At 67.7% G+C, this 15,821-nt stretch carries 15 protein-coding genes; 12 read left to right on the top strand and 3 right to left on the bottom strand.

Annotated elements, in window-relative coordinates:
- Window positions 1–16 precede the first annotated feature (16 nt).
- The 8 genes from EZ313_RS16130 (at window position 17) to EZ313_RS16095 (ending at window position 8,748) form a co-directional block, all read left to right on the top strand.
- Complete coding sequence (locus tag EZ313_RS16130) at window positions 17–1,492, top strand: NAD-dependent succinate-semialdehyde dehydrogenase (protein WP_135264297.1); 1,476 nt, start codon at window positions 17–19, stop codon at window positions 1,490–1,492.
- A gap of 194 nt (window positions 1,493–1,686) precedes the next feature.
- Window positions 1,687–2,688: an ornithine cyclodeaminase family protein gene (locus EZ313_RS16125; protein WP_135264296.1), complete on the top strand. Its 1,002-nt coding sequence runs from the start codon at window positions 1,687–1,689 to the stop codon at window positions 2,686–2,688.
- 13 nt (window positions 2,689–2,701) lie between these two features.
- Window positions 2,702–3,403 carry a GntR family transcriptional regulator gene (locus EZ313_RS16120; protein WP_135264295.1) on the top strand — a complete coding sequence of 234 codons (702 nt, stop codon included), beginning with the start codon at window positions 2,702–2,704 and terminating at the stop codon, window positions 3,401–3,403.
- The gene (locus tag EZ313_RS16115) at window positions 3,400–4,206 is read left to right on the top strand and encodes an ABC transporter permease (RefSeq protein WP_135264294.1); all 807 of its coding nucleotides are present in this window, start codon (window positions 3,400–3,402) and stop codon (window positions 4,204–4,206) included. The genes EZ313_RS16120 and EZ313_RS16115 overlap by 4 nt, the downstream gene beginning before the upstream one ends.
- Window positions 4,206–5,276, top strand: a complete 1,071-nt coding sequence (locus tag EZ313_RS16110; RefSeq protein WP_135264293.1) for an ABC transporter ATP-binding protein — start codon at window positions 4,206–4,208, stop codon at window positions 5,274–5,276. The genes EZ313_RS16115 and EZ313_RS16110 overlap by 1 nt, the downstream gene beginning before the upstream one ends.
- Before the next feature lie 23 nt (window positions 5,277–5,299).
- Window positions 5,300–6,322 (top strand): ABC transporter substrate-binding protein, encoded by a 1,023-nt coding sequence (locus EZ313_RS16105; RefSeq protein ID WP_135264292.1) that lies wholly within the window; start codon window positions 5,300–5,302, stop codon window positions 6,320–6,322.
- A 6-nt stretch (window positions 6,323–6,328) separates the two neighbouring features.
- On the top strand, window positions 6,329–7,201 hold the full coding sequence (locus EZ313_RS16100) for an ABC transporter permease (RefSeq protein WP_240788667.1): 873 nt from the start codon (window positions 6,329–6,331) through the stop codon (window positions 7,199–7,201).
- A gap of 2 nt (window positions 7,202–7,203) precedes the next feature.
- Window positions 7,204–8,748: an NAD-dependent succinate-semialdehyde dehydrogenase gene (locus EZ313_RS16095; RefSeq protein WP_135264291.1), complete on the top strand. Its 1,545-nt coding sequence runs from the start codon at window positions 7,204–7,206 to the stop codon at window positions 8,746–8,748.
- Here EZ313_RS16095 and EZ313_RS16090 read toward each other — a convergent pair.
- Window positions 8,675–9,025 carry a TfoX/Sxy family protein gene (locus EZ313_RS16090; protein WP_135264290.1) on the bottom strand — a complete coding sequence of 117 codons (351 nt, stop codon included), beginning with the start codon at window positions 9,023–9,025 and terminating at the stop codon, window positions 8,675–8,677. The two genes, EZ313_RS16095 and EZ313_RS16090, sit on opposite strands and share 74 nt — an antisense overlap.
- 133 nt (window positions 9,026–9,158) lie before the next feature.
- On the opposite strand from EZ313_RS16090, the gene EZ313_RS16085 reads away from it, so the two are divergent.
- From EZ313_RS16085 to EZ313_RS16070, 4 genes are all read left to right on the top strand, one after another.
- Window positions 9,159–10,562: a selenium-binding protein SBP56-related protein gene (locus EZ313_RS16085; protein ID WP_135264289.1), complete on the top strand. Its 1,404-nt coding sequence runs from the start codon at window positions 9,159–9,161 to the stop codon at window positions 10,560–10,562.
- Complete coding sequence (locus tag EZ313_RS16080) at window positions 10,559–11,224, top strand: hypothetical protein (RefSeq protein ID WP_135264288.1); 666 nt, start codon at window positions 10,559–10,561, stop codon at window positions 11,222–11,224. The genes EZ313_RS16085 and EZ313_RS16080 overlap by 4 nt, the downstream gene beginning before the upstream one ends.
- A 131-nt stretch (window positions 11,225–11,355) precedes the next feature.
- Window positions 11,356–12,324, top strand: a complete 969-nt coding sequence (locus EZ313_RS16075; RefSeq protein ID WP_135264287.1) for an ABC transporter substrate-binding protein — start codon at window positions 11,356–11,358, stop codon at window positions 12,322–12,324.
- A 29-nt stretch (window positions 12,325–12,353) separates the two neighbouring features.
- Window positions 12,354–13,886 (top strand): amidase, encoded by a 1,533-nt coding sequence (locus EZ313_RS16070; RefSeq protein ID WP_167772610.1) that lies wholly within the window; start codon window positions 12,354–12,356, stop codon window positions 13,884–13,886.
- Between the two features lie 21 nt (window positions 13,887–13,907).
- Here the strand turns inward: EZ313_RS16070 and EZ313_RS16065 are convergent, their stop codons facing one another.
- Together EZ313_RS16065 and EZ313_RS16060 are read right to left on the bottom strand one after the other, a co-directional pair.
- A complete protein-coding gene (locus tag EZ313_RS16065) occupies window positions 13,908–15,113 on the bottom strand; it encodes an MFS transporter (protein WP_135264285.1) in 1,206 nt (401 codons plus the stop codon).
- Window positions 15,114–15,818 (bottom strand): 4-carboxy-4-hydroxy-2-oxoadipate aldolase/oxaloacetate decarboxylase, encoded by a 705-nt coding sequence (locus EZ313_RS16060; protein ID WP_135264284.1) that lies wholly within the window; start codon window positions 15,816–15,818, stop codon window positions 15,114–15,116.
- Window positions 15,819–15,821 lie beyond the last annotated feature (3 nt).

The following is a 15,821-nucleotide window of genomic DNA, read 5'->3' as shown; positions in this document are numbered from 1 at the left end:
CGTGGTCGCGCACACGATGAAACACCTCCTCAGCGATCCCGAGCTGTTCCGCGCCGCCGCGTTCGTTGGCGGAGAGTGGATTTCAGCCTCGCCGCACGGCACATACACCCTCCGCAATCCGGCCGACGATACGCACCTTGTCGACCTGCCGCGCTTCAAGGAAGCTGAAACCGCGAACGCGATCGAGGTCGCGCACAAGGCTTTCCTGGTTTGGCGCCAGACCACGGCCAAGCACCGTTCCCAGGTGCTGCAGCGCTGGTACGAACTGATGATCCAGCATCGCGACGATCTGGCGACGGTGATCACGCTGGAAGAGGGCAAGCCGGTGGCCGAAGCAAAGGTGGAGATCGACTATGCGGCTTCCTTCGTGCAATGGTTCGCGGAGGAAGCCAAGCGCGTGCGCGGCGACGTCATTCCCGCTCCGCGCGACACGGCGCGCATCGTGGTGCTGAAGGAGCCGATCGGTGTCTGCGCCGCCATCACGCCCTGGAACTTCCCTGCGGCCATGATCACGCGCAAGGCAGGCCCGGCACTGGCGGCGGGTTGCAGCATGGTGGTGAAGCCTGCGAGCCAGACGCCGCTGACCGCGCTGGCACTGGCGGAACTCGCCCGTCGAGCGGGCGTGCCCCCCGGCGTCTTCAACGTCGTGACGGGCAACGACACACGCGCGATCGGCAACCAGCTCACGACGCATCCGCTGGTGCGCAAGATCACCTTCACCGGGTCCACCGAAGTGGGCCGCGTGCTGCTGGCCCAGGCCGCAGCAACGATCAAGAAGTGTTCCATGGAGCTGGGGGGCAATGCGCCCTTCATCATCTTCGACGATGCGGACCTGGACGCAGCCGCCGACGGCGTGGTGGCCGCCAAGTTCCGCAACACCGGGCAGGCCTGCATCAGTGCCAATCGCGTGCTGGTCCAGGCGGGCGTCTACGACGTCTTCGCCGCCAAGCTCGTGGAGCGAGTGGCGAAGCTGCGCGTCGGCAACGGCCTCGAACCGGGCGTGCAGCTGGGGCCGCTCGTCGACGACGCGGCGGTCGCCAAGGTGGAGCAGCACATCGCCGATGCCAGGGCCGCAGGGGCCACTGTGCTGCACGGCGGCAAGCGCCACGCCTTGGGTGGCCGGTTCTTCGAGCCCACGGTGATCGCCGGCGCCACCACGCACATGGCGGTGGCCCGGGAGGAAACCTTCGGGCCCGTAGCGCCCCTGTTCCGGTTCGAGCGCGACGAGGATGCCTTCGCGGTCGCCAACGCGACGGAGTTTGGTCTCGCTGCCTACTTGTACAGCCGCGACGCCGCGCGCATCTGGCGCGCGTCTTCTGCCATCGAGTCCGGGATGATCGGCATCAACTGCGGACTGATCTCCAACGAAGTTGCCCCATTCGGCGGCGTGAAGCAGAGCGGGTTGGGACGCGAAGGCTCTCACTACGGCATCGAGGAGTTCCTCGAGACGAAGTATCTCTGCTGGGATGGCCTCGCTCCGGCGTTCAGTTAGCTCGAGAACGCCGTCACCCCCTGGCTGGATGGGAGCGTGAAGGTCCGGGGCTCAACAAAAGCGGCCCACGTTCGCCGAACCCTTCCGCGCCCCAGCGACACCGGCGGATTGCGAGCCGCACTTGACCCGCCGAACTTTTCGCTTGACCGCCGCGCAATAGTCTATAGAATATTGAAAATAGACAAGGAGAGAGCATGGCGTTGTTTTTGAACGAGAAGCAGGTTGACGAGCTGTTGTCGCTGAAAGAGGCCATCGACGCGCTGGAGCAGCCCATCAGGGAGCAGGGTCTCGGGTTGGCGTTCAACAAACCGCGCACCATCGTCAAGGGCGGCAAGGGCTCCGTCTCGGTCCTGCCTGCTGCGATCCCCAGCATCGGCAGCATGGGATTCAAGACGTACACCGTCGGTCCGGAAGGCGCCCGGTTCTGGTTGATGCTGTTTGCGGAGACCGGTGAACTGCAGTCGCTGATGGAGTCCGAGAACATCAGTCGCATCCGCACCGGCGCCGCGACCGCGATCGCGACAAAGTACATGAGCCGTGCGAACAGCAAGGTCGCTGCGATCCTGGGCACCGGGCACCACGCGCCGACACAGCTGGAAGCCGTCTGCGCCGCCCGCCCGATCGAGCGGGTCTACGCGTGGAGCCGGACGCCCGCCAACGTCGTCGCGTTCTGCGAAAAGATGACGCGCAAGCTGGGGATCCCGGTGGAACCCGCGCCCACCGCGCGCGATGCCGTTCGCGAAGCCGACATCGTGACGACGATCACGTCGAGCATGGAGCCCGTGCTCTTCGGCGACTGGTTGCGCGCCGGCACCCACGTGAACCTGGTGGGCGCCATGAAGATCACCTGCCGTGAAGCCGACAGCCGCGTCCTGGAGCGCGCCGACGTGCTCGCCGTCGACGACGTCGAGCAGTCCAAGGCGGAAGCGGCTGAGTTCGTGCTTGCCGTCAAGGAAGGCAAGCTCAAGTGGCAGGACGTGCTCGAACTGAGTCAGGTCGTCGCCAGCGACACGCCGAAGCGTACGAGCGCTGACGCGATCACGGTGTTCAAGTCGCACGGTATCGGCCTGTGGGACGTGGCCGCGGCCGCGCGCGTTTACCAGCTCGCAAAGCGGCAGTCCGTCGGGGTGCACCTGCCGATCGAGCAGCCCGTGGTGGTGCTCGGTGGCGGCGATCCGTCCCGCATCAAGGTCTGAGCGGAGCACTGCGATGCCCAAACCGGAGATCGCCAAGAACACGCTGAGCGACCAGGTCTACACCTGGATGCGGCAGCAGATCATTTCCGGGCAGATCAAGCAAGGGGAGCACCTGAGCGAACAAGCGGTGTCGGAGACGCTGGGCGTCAGCGCCACGCCGGTGCGCGAGGCGCTTCGTCTCCTGAACGGTGACGGCCTCGTGGAGCTGGAAGGCAGGCGCGGTGCGCGGGTGATCGAACCGACAACTGTCGACATCCGCGCCTGCTTCCAGGTCCGGCGTGCCCTGGAGTGCCTTGCGCTGCGCGAGGCGTGCCAGCGGCTCAGCGCCAAGGACATGGAGCAACTGACGCGGATCCATCAGTTGCTGGAACGGGCCGAGCTCACCGCGCCTGGCGGCTTCATGGATGCAGACCGGGCGTTCCACGGCTTCTTCCTGGAGCGGGCAAGGAACAGCTGGCTGGAGCAGTTCCTCTCCACGCTGACTGACTTCCTCTACGTGGTACGTCAGCCGCTGCTGCAGACCTCGACGCTGGAGTCGGCGCGGCAGGAGCACCTGGCGATCACGCGCGCGGTGCTGGACGGCCGCATCGACGAAGCGGAGCGACTGCTGGGCCGCCATATCGACCGCGTCTGCGAAGACGTGATCCGGCAGAGGGAGCAGGCAGCCCAGCGCAAGGCCAACGAGGCAGTGCCCGCGGGAGCGCTGGCGAAATGAAGCCGCGGATCGGGCGCATGGTGCTGGGGACGGTGAACGTCACCGTCATGGGATTGATGCTGCTCCCGGTGGTGTTCGTGGCCTGGTCTGCGTTCTACGACAGCACCTTCCTCACCTTCCCGCCGCCGGGGTACACGGTGCGCTGGTTCGAAGCTGCGCTGAAGCGCGAAGCCTTCGTGTCCGGGCTGGTGACAAGTGCGAAGGTGGCCCTCATGGCCGCATGCGCGGGGGTGATCATCGGCACCGCCGCGAGCCTCGTGCTCCAGCGCAGCCGGTTGCCGGGCACGCAATTCCTGCAAACCCTGCTGGTATCCCCTCTGATGGTGCCGAATATCGTGCTGGGCATCGCGCTGTACCTGTTCTTCCTGTCCATGGCCGACCACACGGGCCTGGACCTGTCGCAGGGGCTCGGTGGTCTCACGCTGGCGCACACGCTGCTGACGCTGCCCTGGTCTGTGCGGCTGATCTCCGCGAACCTGACCGGGCTGGATCGCTCGCTCGAGGAAGCTGCGATGAACCTCGGCGCATCCCCGTTGCGCACCTTCTTCATGGTGACGCTGCCCCAGCTGCGCGCCGGAATGATCGCCGCGGTGCTGTTCAGCTTCATCATTTCCTTCGAGAACCTCGAGATATCGCTGTTTCTCGTGGGCCCCGGGGCGAGCACCTTCCCGATCGCGCTGATGCAGTACCTGGAATTCAACATGGATCCCACCGTCGCCGCGGCCAGCACGTTGCAGGTGGTGCTGATCGCCACGCTGCTGGTGATCACCGACAAGTACGTCAAATTGAGCAGGGTGGTGTGATGAGCACATTGAGCTTGCAGTCGCTCGAAAAGCGCTATGGCGCCGCGCCCGCCGCAGTCGACAAGGTGTCGCTGGAAGTGGGCCAGTCGGAATTCGTCGCCTTGCTCGGCCCGAGCGGATGCGGCAAGACGACGATCCTGCGAATGATCGCTGGTTTCGTGGAGCCCACGTCAGGTCGCATCCTGGTGGACGGCCGCGACGTGACGCGGGCGCCGCCGCACAAGCGGAACACCGCGATGGTGTTCCAGAGCTATGCGCTCTTTCCCCACATGACGGTGGCGCAGAACGTCGGGTTCGGCCTGCGCATGCGCCGCGCGGATCCGGCGGAGATCGACAGGCGTTCGGTGGAAGCGTTGCGACTCGTGCAACTGGAGCACCTTGCGCAACGGTACCCACGAGAACTGTCGGGCGGGCAGCAGCAGCGGGTGGCGGTGGCGCGCGCCCTGATCGTGCGGCCCGACGTCTTCCTGCTGGACGAGCCGCTTTCCAACCTCGATGCCAAGCTGCGCCAGAGCGTGGGCCTCGAGATGCGCACCCTGCAGCAATCGCTCGGACTCACGACGGTATTCGTCACCCACGACCAGGCCGAGGCACTTGCGCTGGCCGACCGGCTGGTGATCCTGAGCGAAGGCAAGGTTGCGCAGGTCGGCTCGCCCGCAGAGGTGTACAGCAAGCCCGCCAATGCGTTCGTGGCCAACTTCCTCGGCCGCGCCAACCTGCTCGGGGGCCGCATCGCTGGCGACAGGGAGTTCCAGTCCGACGCCGGGATCTCGATTGCGTGCGACACCTCCGGCTGGTCGGCCGGTGAGCGGGCCATCCTCTGCCTTCGCCCTGAGAACATCGTCATTGGCGAACGCTCGGCACAGGTGCGCAACACGTTCACCGCCGTTCGGCGTTCGCGCACTTACCAGGGCGCCAGCACCGAGCACGTGGTGCAGCTGCCTTCCGGGCTCGAGCTCTCCGTGAGCGCGCCGAGCGGAATCGACGAGACGAACCCCGTTTTCGACGCGACCGGCAACTGCCGCATCGGCTGGGCGCCGGAAAGCGTGCGTCTGCTCCCCGAACACTGACCCACCCACCACGAGGTATTGCGATGATCCACTCCCCCTCCAGAAGACAGGTCCTCCAGTTTGCCGCGGGCTTCGGCGCCGCGGTGGCGGCGCCGTGGAGCCGCGCCGCCGGCGGCCCGGTGGTTCTTGGCACGTGGGGCGGCGACACCGAGCGGCTGCTGATGCAGATGGTGAAGACCGTCAAGGACGGCAACAGCATCGACGTCAAGCTCGATGTGGGCACGCCCGCCGCCCGCAAGACCAAGATGCTGTCCCAGCTGAATCGGCCGCAGAACGCGATGGACATCACGTTCCTGGTGGATTCAGACGTCTACCTCATGAGCCAGGCCAATGCCCTGCGCCCGCTGGATCCCGCGCTGATACCCGGCTACGCCAACCTGCTGGAGGAATTCCGCAAGCCGCATTCGCTGCCGACGATGTACAGCGCCCTGGTGCTGGTCTACAGCGACAAGGTGAAGGCGCCGACGGCGATCGCCGACCTCTGGCGCGCCGAATACAAGGTCGGCCTGGCCGACCTCTCCTACGACAAGGTGATCCCGATGGCCGCTGTGGCCCACGGCGGCAGCACCTCCAACTTCGCGCCTGGCTACGACGCGCTGATGAAACTGAAGCAGCAGGGCATGCGCGTCTACTCCTCGAACGAGGCGGTGGGCAATGCGTTCAAGAGTGGCGAAATCAATGCGGCCATCATGTGGAAGGGCCGTGCCTACCAGTGGATGGAGGCTGGCCTGCCGGTCCGCTACGGAATGCCGAAGGAGGGGGCCTACCCGGTGAACTTCGAGATGGCCGTCACGCGCAACTCCGGCTTTCCGCGCGAGGCGCACCAGGTGCTCGGCGCGGCTCTGCTGCCGGAAATCCAGCGCTCGATGGCGCTCGGCCTGGGCCAGGTGCCGACCACGAAGAATGCGGGCATGCCCCCCGACGTCGCGGCAAAGGTCGGCTTCACCGACCAGGAACGGGAGCGCTTCATGAAGCCCGACTTCGCGCACAACGCGGCGAAGGCAAGCGAGATGCTGGACTTTTGGAACCAGCGCTTCAAGGGGTAAGGAGTCTTGGTCCTGTCGTTTCCCCGCAGCGCAGCCGGCCTGCCTACCCGGGCGCTGGGCCTCGGCCCGGCGCTTCTTGTGGTCGGGCTGCTGCTGGTGGTGCCGCTGGTCACGCTGTTCCGCTACAGCTTCAACCGGTTCACCGCGCAGCAGCTGATGACGGAGGCGTTCACGCTCGAGAACTACATCCGCTTCGCGAGCGAGCCCTATTACCGGGCGGTCCTCGCCACTACCTTCGGTGTTGCCACACTCTGCGTACTGACGACGCTGGTGCTCGGTTTTCCGCTGGCCTATCACCTGGCGCGAACCCGCTCCCGCTGGAAGAGCATGCTCGTGGTGCTGGTGCTGTTTCCCTTGCTCGTCGGCAACGTGGTGCGGGCCGCAGGCTGGATGGCGGTGCTGGGGCGGCAAGGCTTCATCAACGTCTCGCTGCAGACGCTCGGCGTCATCGATCAGCCGATCGAGCTGCTGTACACGCCGCTGGCGGTCTATCTGGGCATGGTGGGTGTGCTTCTGCCGTTCATGGTGCTCACCCTGCAAGGCGTGCTGGAGAGCATCGACTTCACGTTGGCTGACGCGGCGCAGAACCTTGGTGCCTCACCCGCGGTGGCATTCCTGAAGATCGTGCTGCCCCTGTCGCTGCCTGGCGTCGCGGCTGGCGCGATCCTCGTGTTCACCGTCGCGATGAATGCCTACGCCACGCCATTCCTCCTCGGTGGCCCCAGTTTCAAGATGATGGCGCCCGTGCTCTACAAGCAGATCGCCGTGGCATCGAACTGGCCCTTCGGCGCCGCCATGGCCTTCATCCTGATCGCCGTGACCTTCCTGGTGTCCATCCTCGCCACCTACATCCTGACCAAGCAGTACAAGGCCAAGTGAGCATGAAGCATCTCCTGAAGGACGCCGCGCTGTGGCGGACCGGCGCCTGCATAGACGGGCAGTGGTTGACGTCCACGCCGCATGGTCACTACGCCCTGCACAACCCGGCCACCCGCGAGAAGCTGGTCGAACTGCCACGCTGCCACGAGGCGGAAGCTGTGGCGGCCATCGAAGCCGCCGATCGGGCCTTTCGGCTCTGGCGCGCACGGACCGCGAAGGAGCGGTCGGAAGTCCTCCATCGCTGGTACCAGCTCACGCTGGAACACCGCGATGACCTGGCGACGCTCATCACGCTGGAGCAGGGCAAGCCTCTCGCCGAAGCGCGTGGCGAGATCGACTACGCCGCGTCCTTTCTGCAGTGGTTTGCGGAAGAGGCGAAGCGCGTTCGCGGCGACGTGATCCCTGCACCCCGGAGCACGCAGCGGATCGTCGTCCTCAAGCAGCCCATCGGCGTGTGCGCCGCGATCACCCCCTGGAACTTCCCGGCGGCCATGATCACCCGCAAGGCGGGCCCGGCCCTGGCCGCGGGTTGCTCGATGGTCGTGAAGCCGGCTACCCAGACGCCGATGACGGCGCTCGCCTTGGCCGAACTGGCGTTGCGCGCCGGCGTGCCAGCGGGCGTGTTCAACGTGCTCACCGGCAACGACACGCGGGCGCTCGGCGGCGTGCTCACCTCGCACGCGCTCGTTCGAAAGTTGACGTTCACCGGGTCCACCGAGGTGGGGCGCACGCTGCTGCAGCAATCGGCGGCGACCATCAAGAAGTGCTCGATGGAGCTGGGCGGCAATGCTCCCTTCATTGTGTTCGACGATGCGGACGTCGATGCCGCCGTCGAAGGCTTGATCGCCTGCAAATTCCGCAATACCGGCCAAGCCTGCATCAGCGCGAACCGGGTACTTGTCCAGAACGGCATCTACGACGCGTTCGCGCAGAAGCTTGCGGTGCGCGTGCGGCAATTGAAGGTCGGCGATGGCCTGGAAGCTGGCGTTCAGCAGGGGCCACTGATCGACGACGCGGCTGTCGCGAAGGTGGAATCCCACCTGGAGAACGCACTGCGGGGCGGCGCCAGGGTGATCTGCGGCGGTAAGCGCCATAGGCTTGGCGGCTTCTTCTTCGAGCCCACGGTGCTGGTCGATGTGAAGCCGGGCATGGCGATTTCCTGCGAGGAGACCTTCGGTCCCGTCGCGCCGCTGTTCCGCTTCCACACCGAGGCCGAGGTCGTCGCGATGGCGAACGACACAGAGTTCGGGCTCGCGGCGTACCTGTACAGCCGCGATCACTCCCGGATCTGGCGTATTGCCGAAGCGCTGGAATCGGGGATGGTCGGCATCAACTGCGGCCTGATCTCCAATGAGGTGGCGCCGTTCGGCGGCGTGAAGCAAAGCGGCCTGGGCCGCGAAGGCTCGCAGTACGGCATCGAGGAATTCCTCGAAATCAAGTACCTCAGTTGGGACGGCGTCGCCGCGGAGCGTCTCAACGCCGCCGCCGACGATCCCAGCGCGCGCGAAGCGCGGCATCCAGCGCGAGCTGCACCCAAGGCCGCATGAGCGCCGGCGAATCCATCGCCTCGGCCGGCGCGGTCCAGAATGCCAGGCCCTGCAGCTTTCCCTGCCGCCTGTACTCGAACCGGTGGCCGCCCGCCGCCTCGAAGCGAGGCCGGGTCTGTTCGTCGGCCTTGAGGTACAGCGCGTCGCCCGCGATGATCGCGACGAACACGTCGTCGACATACAGGCCGTACCCACCGAACATGCGCTTGCAGCGCACTTCACCGGCAGGCGCCAGCAGCTCCGTGCAATACGCTGCGAAATCGGCCTGGGCACTCATCCTTCGAATGGTAGTCATCAGCACGCTCGCCCGCCGGCTCCACCTCAGCCGATGCCGGTGACCCTCCAGCGGAGCGCCTTGACTTCTGGGGTTCGCGGACTACGGTTCGCGTCGCCACGCAAGGAGGTGCGCCATGGAGAACGTGCGACCGGACCCGACCTTCCATCCATCGCCCCGCCTTGCCATGCAGGCGGAACCGGAACACCTCGCGTACACGGCCCTGCTGTCGTCCGACCGCTCGCGACCCGACGCGCTGGCGGTGGTCGACGTCGACGAGCGTTCCGCCACGTACGGAACGGTGCTGAACCGTGTCGAACTGCCGAACCGCGGCGACGAGCTCCACCATTTCGGATGGAACGCGTGCAGCTCGGCCCTGTCGCCTCTCTCGTGCAATGCGTTCGTGAAGCGGCGCTACCTGGTCGTGCCCGGCATGCGCTCGTCGCGCATGTACGTGTTCGACACCGAGCCGGACCCGCGGCAGCCCAGGCTGGTCAAGACGATCGAGCCGGATGAGATCCGCAGCAAGACGGGGTATTCACGTCCGCACACGGTGCACTGCGGCCCGGAAGGCATCTACGTCAGCACGCTCGGCGGCGGCGGAACCAGCGGCACGCTCGGCCCGCCGGGGATCTTCGTCATGGACTGCCAGACCTTCGAGGTGCTGGGCCGGTGGGAGATCGACCGCGGGCCGCAGCAGCTGCACTACGACTTCTGGTGGAACCTGCCGCGCGACTACATGGTGTCGAGCGAGTGGGCCCTGCCGCCGCAGTTCGAAAACGGCATCGTCGCCGAGGACCTGCTGGGCAACAAGTACGGCCACAGCCTGCATTTCTGGCAGCTGCGCGACCGTCGCCACGTGCAGACGATCGACCTGGGCGCCAACCACCAGATGGTGCTGGAGATCCGGCCAGCGCACGACCCGAGCCGCGACTACGGTTTCGTCGGCGTCGTCGTCGACACGACCAACCTGGAGGCGTCGATCTGGACCTGGTGGCGCGAAGGCGGGAAGTTCCACGCGCGCAAGACCGCGACCGTGCCGCCCGAGCCGGCGGACCCCTCGCAACTGCCCGACCTGCTCAAGGGCTTCGCGGCCGTTCCGCCTCTCATCAGCGACATCGACCTGTCGATGGACGACCGTTTCCTGTACGTGGCCTGCTGGGGCACCGGCGAACTGCGGCAGTACGACGTCACGGATCCCTTCAAGCCGACCTTGTCGGGAAGCGTGCGCCTCGGCGGCATCGCCGGGCGCCAGAAGCACCCCAATGGCCGTGCCTTCGGCGGCGGTCCGCAGATGACCGAGATCAGCCGCGACGGCCGCCGCGTGTTCTTCACGAATTCCCTGTACAGCACATGGGACCGCCAGTTCTATCCGGACGGGATCCCGGGCGTGCAGGTGATGTGCAGGACCACGCCGCAGGGCGGGCTCGAACTCGACCCGGACTTCTACGTCGAGTTCGGCGACGGCTACGGCGCGCACCAGGTCCGCCTGCAGGGCGGCGACTGTTCCACCGATTCCTTCTGCTACCCCTCGGCTTGAGCAGCACCGCGGCGCTCTGGCTCACCGTCGTCGCGCTCGGCATCTACCACGGCCTCAACCCGGCGATGGGTTGGCCGCTGGCGGTCGCGAACGGGCTTGCCGAGAAAGCGGACCGCGCCGTCTTCGCGACCTTGCTGCCGCTGGGCGGCGGACACCTCGCAGCCATGTCGGTCGCGCTGGTGCCGTTCGCCTGGCTCGCGGGCTATGTGTCCTGGAGCCGCACGATCCAGCTGGGCGCGGGCGCATTGGTCCTGCTCTACGGCATCTACCGCCTCGTGCAGCGGCGGCATCCGCGGGCGCTGGCGCGCATCCGCCCGACGCAACTGGCCTGGTGGTCGTTCTGGATGGCGACCGCGCACGGCGCCGGGCTCATGCTGCTGCCCTTCACGCTGGGGCTCTGCGAGCCGTCCTCTGCCGATGGCAGGGCGGCCGCGGCCCATGCGACCGTCGTTCGCGCGCTGGGGTCGTCGAACGTCGCCACCGCGCTGGCGGTGGCCACCGTGCATACTGTGGCGATGCTGCTGGCGGGCTTGCTCATCGCCTGGGCCGTCTACCGGTACCTGGGCCTTGGTTTCCTGCGGCGGGCGTGGTTGAACCTCGACGTCGTCTGGGCGGGAAGCCTGGTCGTGGCGGGTGCGGCGGGTGTGATCTACGCGATCTGAGGCGCTCAGGCGATCCACGGCCAACTTGGCTCCAAAGGGCTACGTTTTCTGCGCATCGCGCAAATTTCGCTGGCTTCGAAGGCTCGGGGCCGCAACACTCGCAGCCCCGGTTCCAAAGCACGGAGACCTGCATGAGCCTTCTTTCCCGCCGCCAGTTCCATCGCGTCGCCGCGTCCGCCGCCGTGGCCGGACTCAGCCCGCTGGCCGCGCTGGCGCAGGCGCCGGTGAAGATCCGTGCCAGCGTCGTGCCCATCATCGACACGGCCGCGCTGCATGCGGCGATCCAGAAGGGCTTCTTCGCCGCGGAAGGGCTCGAGGTCGACCTGACGCCGACCGCCGGCGGCGCGGTGGGGCTGCCTGCATTGGCGGCGGGCCAGGTGCAGGTGGCCTTCAGCAACATCGTCTCCACGGCCCTGGGCGCGGCCCAGGGTCTCGGGTTCAAGATCATCGCGCCCGCAGCCAACGCACCGGATGCGCCGCCGGAGGGCACGGCGCTGGTGGCAGCCCGGGGCAAGGGCTTCAAGACCGGCAAGGACCTCGAGGGCAAGCGCGTCGCGGTGAACAACCGTTCCAACGTCATCTGGCTGTATTCGCGCGCCTGGGTCGAGGCCACCGGAGGTGACCCGTCCCGCGTGACCTACGTGGAGGTGCCGTTTCCCCAGATGACGGACGCGATCAAGGGCGGGCAGGTCGATGCCGGCGTGCTGGTCGACCCGTTCCTGTCCACCGGCATCGACAGCGGAGCGCTGGAACTCGTGGGCTGGCCCTTCCACAGCGTGCAGAAGGGCATGTCGATCTCGCAGTACGTCGCAACGGAGTCCTTCATCAAGTCCAACCCGAAGACGATCGACGCGTTCGTGCGCGGACTGGACAAGGGCATCGACTGGATGAACTCCAACGCCGGCTCGCCGGAATGGGTCAAGCTGATCGCCAGCTTCACGAAGCTGCCGGAGGATCGGCTCAAGAAGCTGCACGTCGCGCCTTTCAAGAAGACGGTGGATCCCAGGTCCGTGGATGCGTCGCTGGCGCTGATGCGCAAGCACGGCATGCTCACTGGCCCGCTGGCGTCGAAGGACCTGCTGCACGTTGCGGCCAGGTAAGCGGCACGGGATGGCATGAGGGGCCGACCGTGACAGATCAGATCGAGGCCTACGTTAACGCGGCCGCAGCAGTCTTCGGGACGCCCCATGCGGACCGCGCGCCGCTGTGGTCGCAACGATTGGCCTCTGCGCTGCCGGATTTGCAGCGGCTGGCCAACGCGGACACCGGCGACGACTGCCCGCCGATCGGGCCTGCCACCGCAGGTGCATTGCCGGCGGGCACGGCGCCGCATTCAGGCAGCCTGTACCGGTTGGCGCAGGATGTGAGCCGCGGACGGACCGATCCCGTCGCTCGCGTCGAAGCGGCGCTGGCTGCGACCGACGCGGGCGCCGCGCTCAACGCCATGCGCCATGTCGATGCGATGGGCGCGATCGAGCAGGCCAGGGCGCTCCGGGATCGCGCCGCACGCGGCGAGCGGGTGGGCCGCCTGGCGGGCGTGCTGGTGGCGGTGAAGGATTGCCTTGCAGTCGCGGGCATGCCCCTGACGTTCGGTACCCGATCCCTTCCTGTGCAACGGCCCGCATCCAGCGCCGAATGCGTGCAGCGGCTGCAACGCGAGGATGCGATCGTGGTCGGCATGACGACCATGCACGAACTGGCCTACGGCGCGACGACCGACAACCCGCACGATGGCCGTGTGCGGCATCCCGGACGTGGCGAGCGCCTTGCGGGCGGATCCAGCGGCGGATCGGCCGTCGCCGTGGCCACCGGCATGGCCGACATCGCATTGGGCACCGACACGGCCGGCTCGGTGCGCATGCCGGCAGCGCTGTGCGGCATCTCCGGCTTCAAGTCCAGCTTCGGCCTGATCCCGCTGGAAGGCGTGCTGCCGCTGGCATGGTCGCTCGACCACGTCGGCACCTTCGCCAAGTCGGCGCTGGACCATGTGCTGCTGACCGAGATCATGGCGGGCCTGCCCGAAGGAGCGCTTGCGCGCCCGGCTGCCGCGGACCTGCGGGCGTTCGCCGTGTCGAACTACTTCCTGGATCCCATCGATCCGGAAGTGCGGGAGATCTACGAGGCCGCCCTCGACAAGCTTCGACGCGCGGGCGTGTCCATCGACGCAGGCGCTGTCGACGCGGTTGAACTGGCGCCCACCCTGCAGTTCTTCACCATCTGCGCCGAAGCCGCGCAGGTCCACATGGACAGGGGGCTTCGCCGTCCGGAAGGTCTCGGCGACGAGGTCCGCGTGCGGCTGGAGACCGGCCAGTTCCTTCGCGCGGTGGACTACATCAAGGCGCAGCGGTTGCGCGGCACGCTGCGCTCGTCGCTGCACGCCCCGTTGCAAAAGGGCGCCGATGTCCTGATCACGCCGGCGGTCGTCACGCCCGCGCCCGAGCCGGGTCCGACGGTGGAGATCGGCGCAGGCACCTTTCCCATCCATCCGGCACTGACGCGCTGCACGCTGCCGTTCAACCTCACCGGGATGCCCGCCATCACCGTTCCGTGCGGCCGCACCCAGTTGGGCCTGCCCGTCGGCTTGCAGTTGGCCGGCACGTGCGGCGATGACGCGCAGCTCCTGGCAGCTGCGGCGCGGTTCGAAACCATCCTGGGCGCCTAGCGCAGCCGGTGAGACCTGCGGTCAGGCAGTCACGACGCGTCGTGCGTGGCGAACCAGCTGCCAGCCGCACCAGGCCGCGGGGAGCGCCAATGCGAGGTAGCCGGCGCGGTAGCTGTCGAATGCGCCCGACAACAGGCCGAACAGCACCGGCCCGAGCACCACGCCCAGGAACGTCACCGCGAGCGAGCCGCCCGTGGCCGCGCTCGCATGGCCTGCCGGTGCGAGCCGGGCGACTTCGGCGAGGTAGACGCCGTTCCAGCCCGTCGCCGAAGCACCGAACACCACCATCAGCGCGAGCAGCAGCGGCATGGGGCTGCCGGCCTGCAGGGCGGCGGTGGCACCGCAGCACAGGGCCATCAGGCCGGCCAGCACCGCCAGCATGAGGCGGGGAGCGAGCCAACGGTCCGCGATGTAGCCCCACACGATCCGGCCGATGACGCCGCCGACCTGCGCCGTCGAAAGGACCGCGCCGGCCGCCACCAGGCCAAAGCCCAGCGCCGAATGCAGGTAGGTCACGAGGTACGTGGCCAGGCACATCTGCACGGCGGAGAAGATGAACGAATACGAGGCCAGGCGCGCCAGGTCCGCATGCGACGCGACCAGGCGCAACGGCCCGACCAGGCTCGTGAAGCTCAGGGGGCGCCCCGGCTCCCGGTCCGCATCGAGCGGCGGCCGCATCGGTTCGGCGATGAGGGCGCACACCAGGTTGCCTGCGGCCACGGCCAGCAGGGCAGCTTCGGTGCCGCCGGCGATGAGCAGGGCCGGAACGAACGCGCCCGCCATCACGCCGCCCAGCGGCACGCCGGACTGCTTGATGGAAAAGACCAGGGACGCGCGATGGGCGGGGGTGGTCCTGGCCAGCAGGTGCGAACTGGCGGGCGTGATGGGCCCGTAGCCGACGCCGATGAGGAACGCGCCGATGAACGCGGCGGGGAGTGCGGGCGTGAGCGCGAGCAGGGCGAGCCCCGCGGCGCAGACCACGAGCCCGAGCTGGCTGATGCGGATCGCGCCGAAGCGCACAACCAGCGGCCCGGCCATCAGGCTCGCGATCATGGCGCCGCTGTAGACGACCGCGATGTACGCGCCGATCAGCGTGGCCGACACGCCGAGCGACTGCGCCATGGCCGGCGCCATCGCCGGGACGGTGAGGACCGCCATCGACACCAGGGCCTGCACGGCTAGCGTGATGGCCAGCGCGGTCCAGGCGCCGGTGGGACGCGGCGTCATTCAGTCGTCGTAGGCGCCGTCGATCTCTTCGACCTGCATGCGCGCATAGATCTCGGCGGCGCCGCTCAGGTCCCACACGGCAGCCCCGGCGCGCACCTTCTCCGCGGCCTCGTCTTCCTTGCGCATCTTCCCTTGCGCCGCGGAGACGACGCGCGAGGCCTCGCCGCGCGGCACGCAGATGACGCCGTCGCCGTCCGCGATGATCAGGTCGCCCGGTCGCACGTTCACGCCTTCGCACACCACCGGCGCGTTCACGAATCCGTGTCCCGACTTGTCGGGATGGATCGGCCAGATGTGGGTGGACCACACCGGCAGGCCTAGCGCGCGCACCTGGTCGACATCGCGCGCGCAGCCCTGGACCACGACGCCGGCCAGGCCCTTCTGCAACGCGTAGCGGGTGGCGAGGTCGCCCCATTGCGCGCCCGACAGCTCGGCCTGGCAGACGACCACCAGCACGTCGCCGGGCTGCGAGAGGTACAGCGCGCGGTGCATCATCAGGTTGTCGCCGGGCCAGCAGAACGCCGTGACGGCCGGCCCGGCGATCTTCTGGCCATCCTTGAGCGGGCGCATCCGCGCCGACATCAGCGCCGCGCGGCCGGGCGGGCCCATGGCTTCGTGCACGTCGGCCACGGTGACCTCGCGCGCCTGGGCCACGATCTCGGCCGCCACGCGGTTGACCTTCAGGTAGACCTTGGAGGGGCTCATCTC

This window comes from Ramlibacter henchirensis (assembly GCF_004682015.1).
GTDB lineage: Bacteria > Pseudomonadota > Gammaproteobacteria > Burkholderiales > Burkholderiaceae_C > Ramlibacter > Ramlibacter henchirensis.
Note: the sequence above shows the minus strand (reverse complement) of the source record. Positions and strands in the feature narration are given on the sequence as shown.

Coding starts and splice junctions, on each gene's coding strand:
- EZ313_RS16075 (WP_135264287.1), top strand. CDS start 11,356: ATGAGCCTTCTTTCCCGCCGCCAGTTCCATCGCGTCGCCGCGTCCGCC.
- EZ313_RS16060 (WP_135264284.1), bottom strand. CDS start 15,818: ATGAGCCCCTCCAAGGTCTACCTGAAGGTCAACCGCGTGGCGGCCGAG.
- EZ313_RS16120 (WP_135264295.1), top strand. CDS start 2,702: ATGCCCAAACCGGAGATCGCCAAGAACACGCTGAGCGACCAGGTCTAC.
- EZ313_RS16115 (WP_135264294.1), top strand. CDS start 3,400: ATGAAGCCGCGGATCGGGCGCATGGTGCTGGGGACGGTGAACGTCACC.
- EZ313_RS16095 (WP_135264291.1), top strand. CDS start 7,204: ATGAAGCATCTCCTGAAGGACGCCGCGCTGTGGCGGACCGGCGCCTGC.
- EZ313_RS16105 (WP_135264292.1), top strand. CDS start 5,300: ATGATCCACTCCCCCTCCAGAAGACAGGTCCTCCAGTTTGCCGCGGGC.
- EZ313_RS16110 (WP_135264293.1), top strand. CDS start 4,206: ATGAGCACATTGAGCTTGCAGTCGCTCGAAAAGCGCTATGGCGCCGCG.
- EZ313_RS16085 (WP_135264289.1), top strand. CDS start 9,159: ATGGAGAACGTGCGACCGGACCCGACCTTCCATCCATCGCCCCGCCTT.
- EZ313_RS16130 (WP_135264297.1), top strand. CDS start 17: ATGAAACACCTCCTCAGCGATCCCGAGCTGTTCCGCGCCGCCGCGTTC.
- EZ313_RS16090 (WP_135264290.1), bottom strand. CDS start 9,025: ATGAGTGCCCAGGCCGATTTCGCAGCGTATTGCACGGAGCTGCTGGCG.
- EZ313_RS16065 (WP_135264285.1), bottom strand. CDS start 15,113: ATGACGCCGCGTCCCACCGGCGCCTGGACCGCGCTGGCCATCACGCTA.
- EZ313_RS16125 (WP_135264296.1), top strand. CDS start 1,687: ATGGCGTTGTTTTTGAACGAGAAGCAGGTTGACGAGCTGTTGTCGCTG.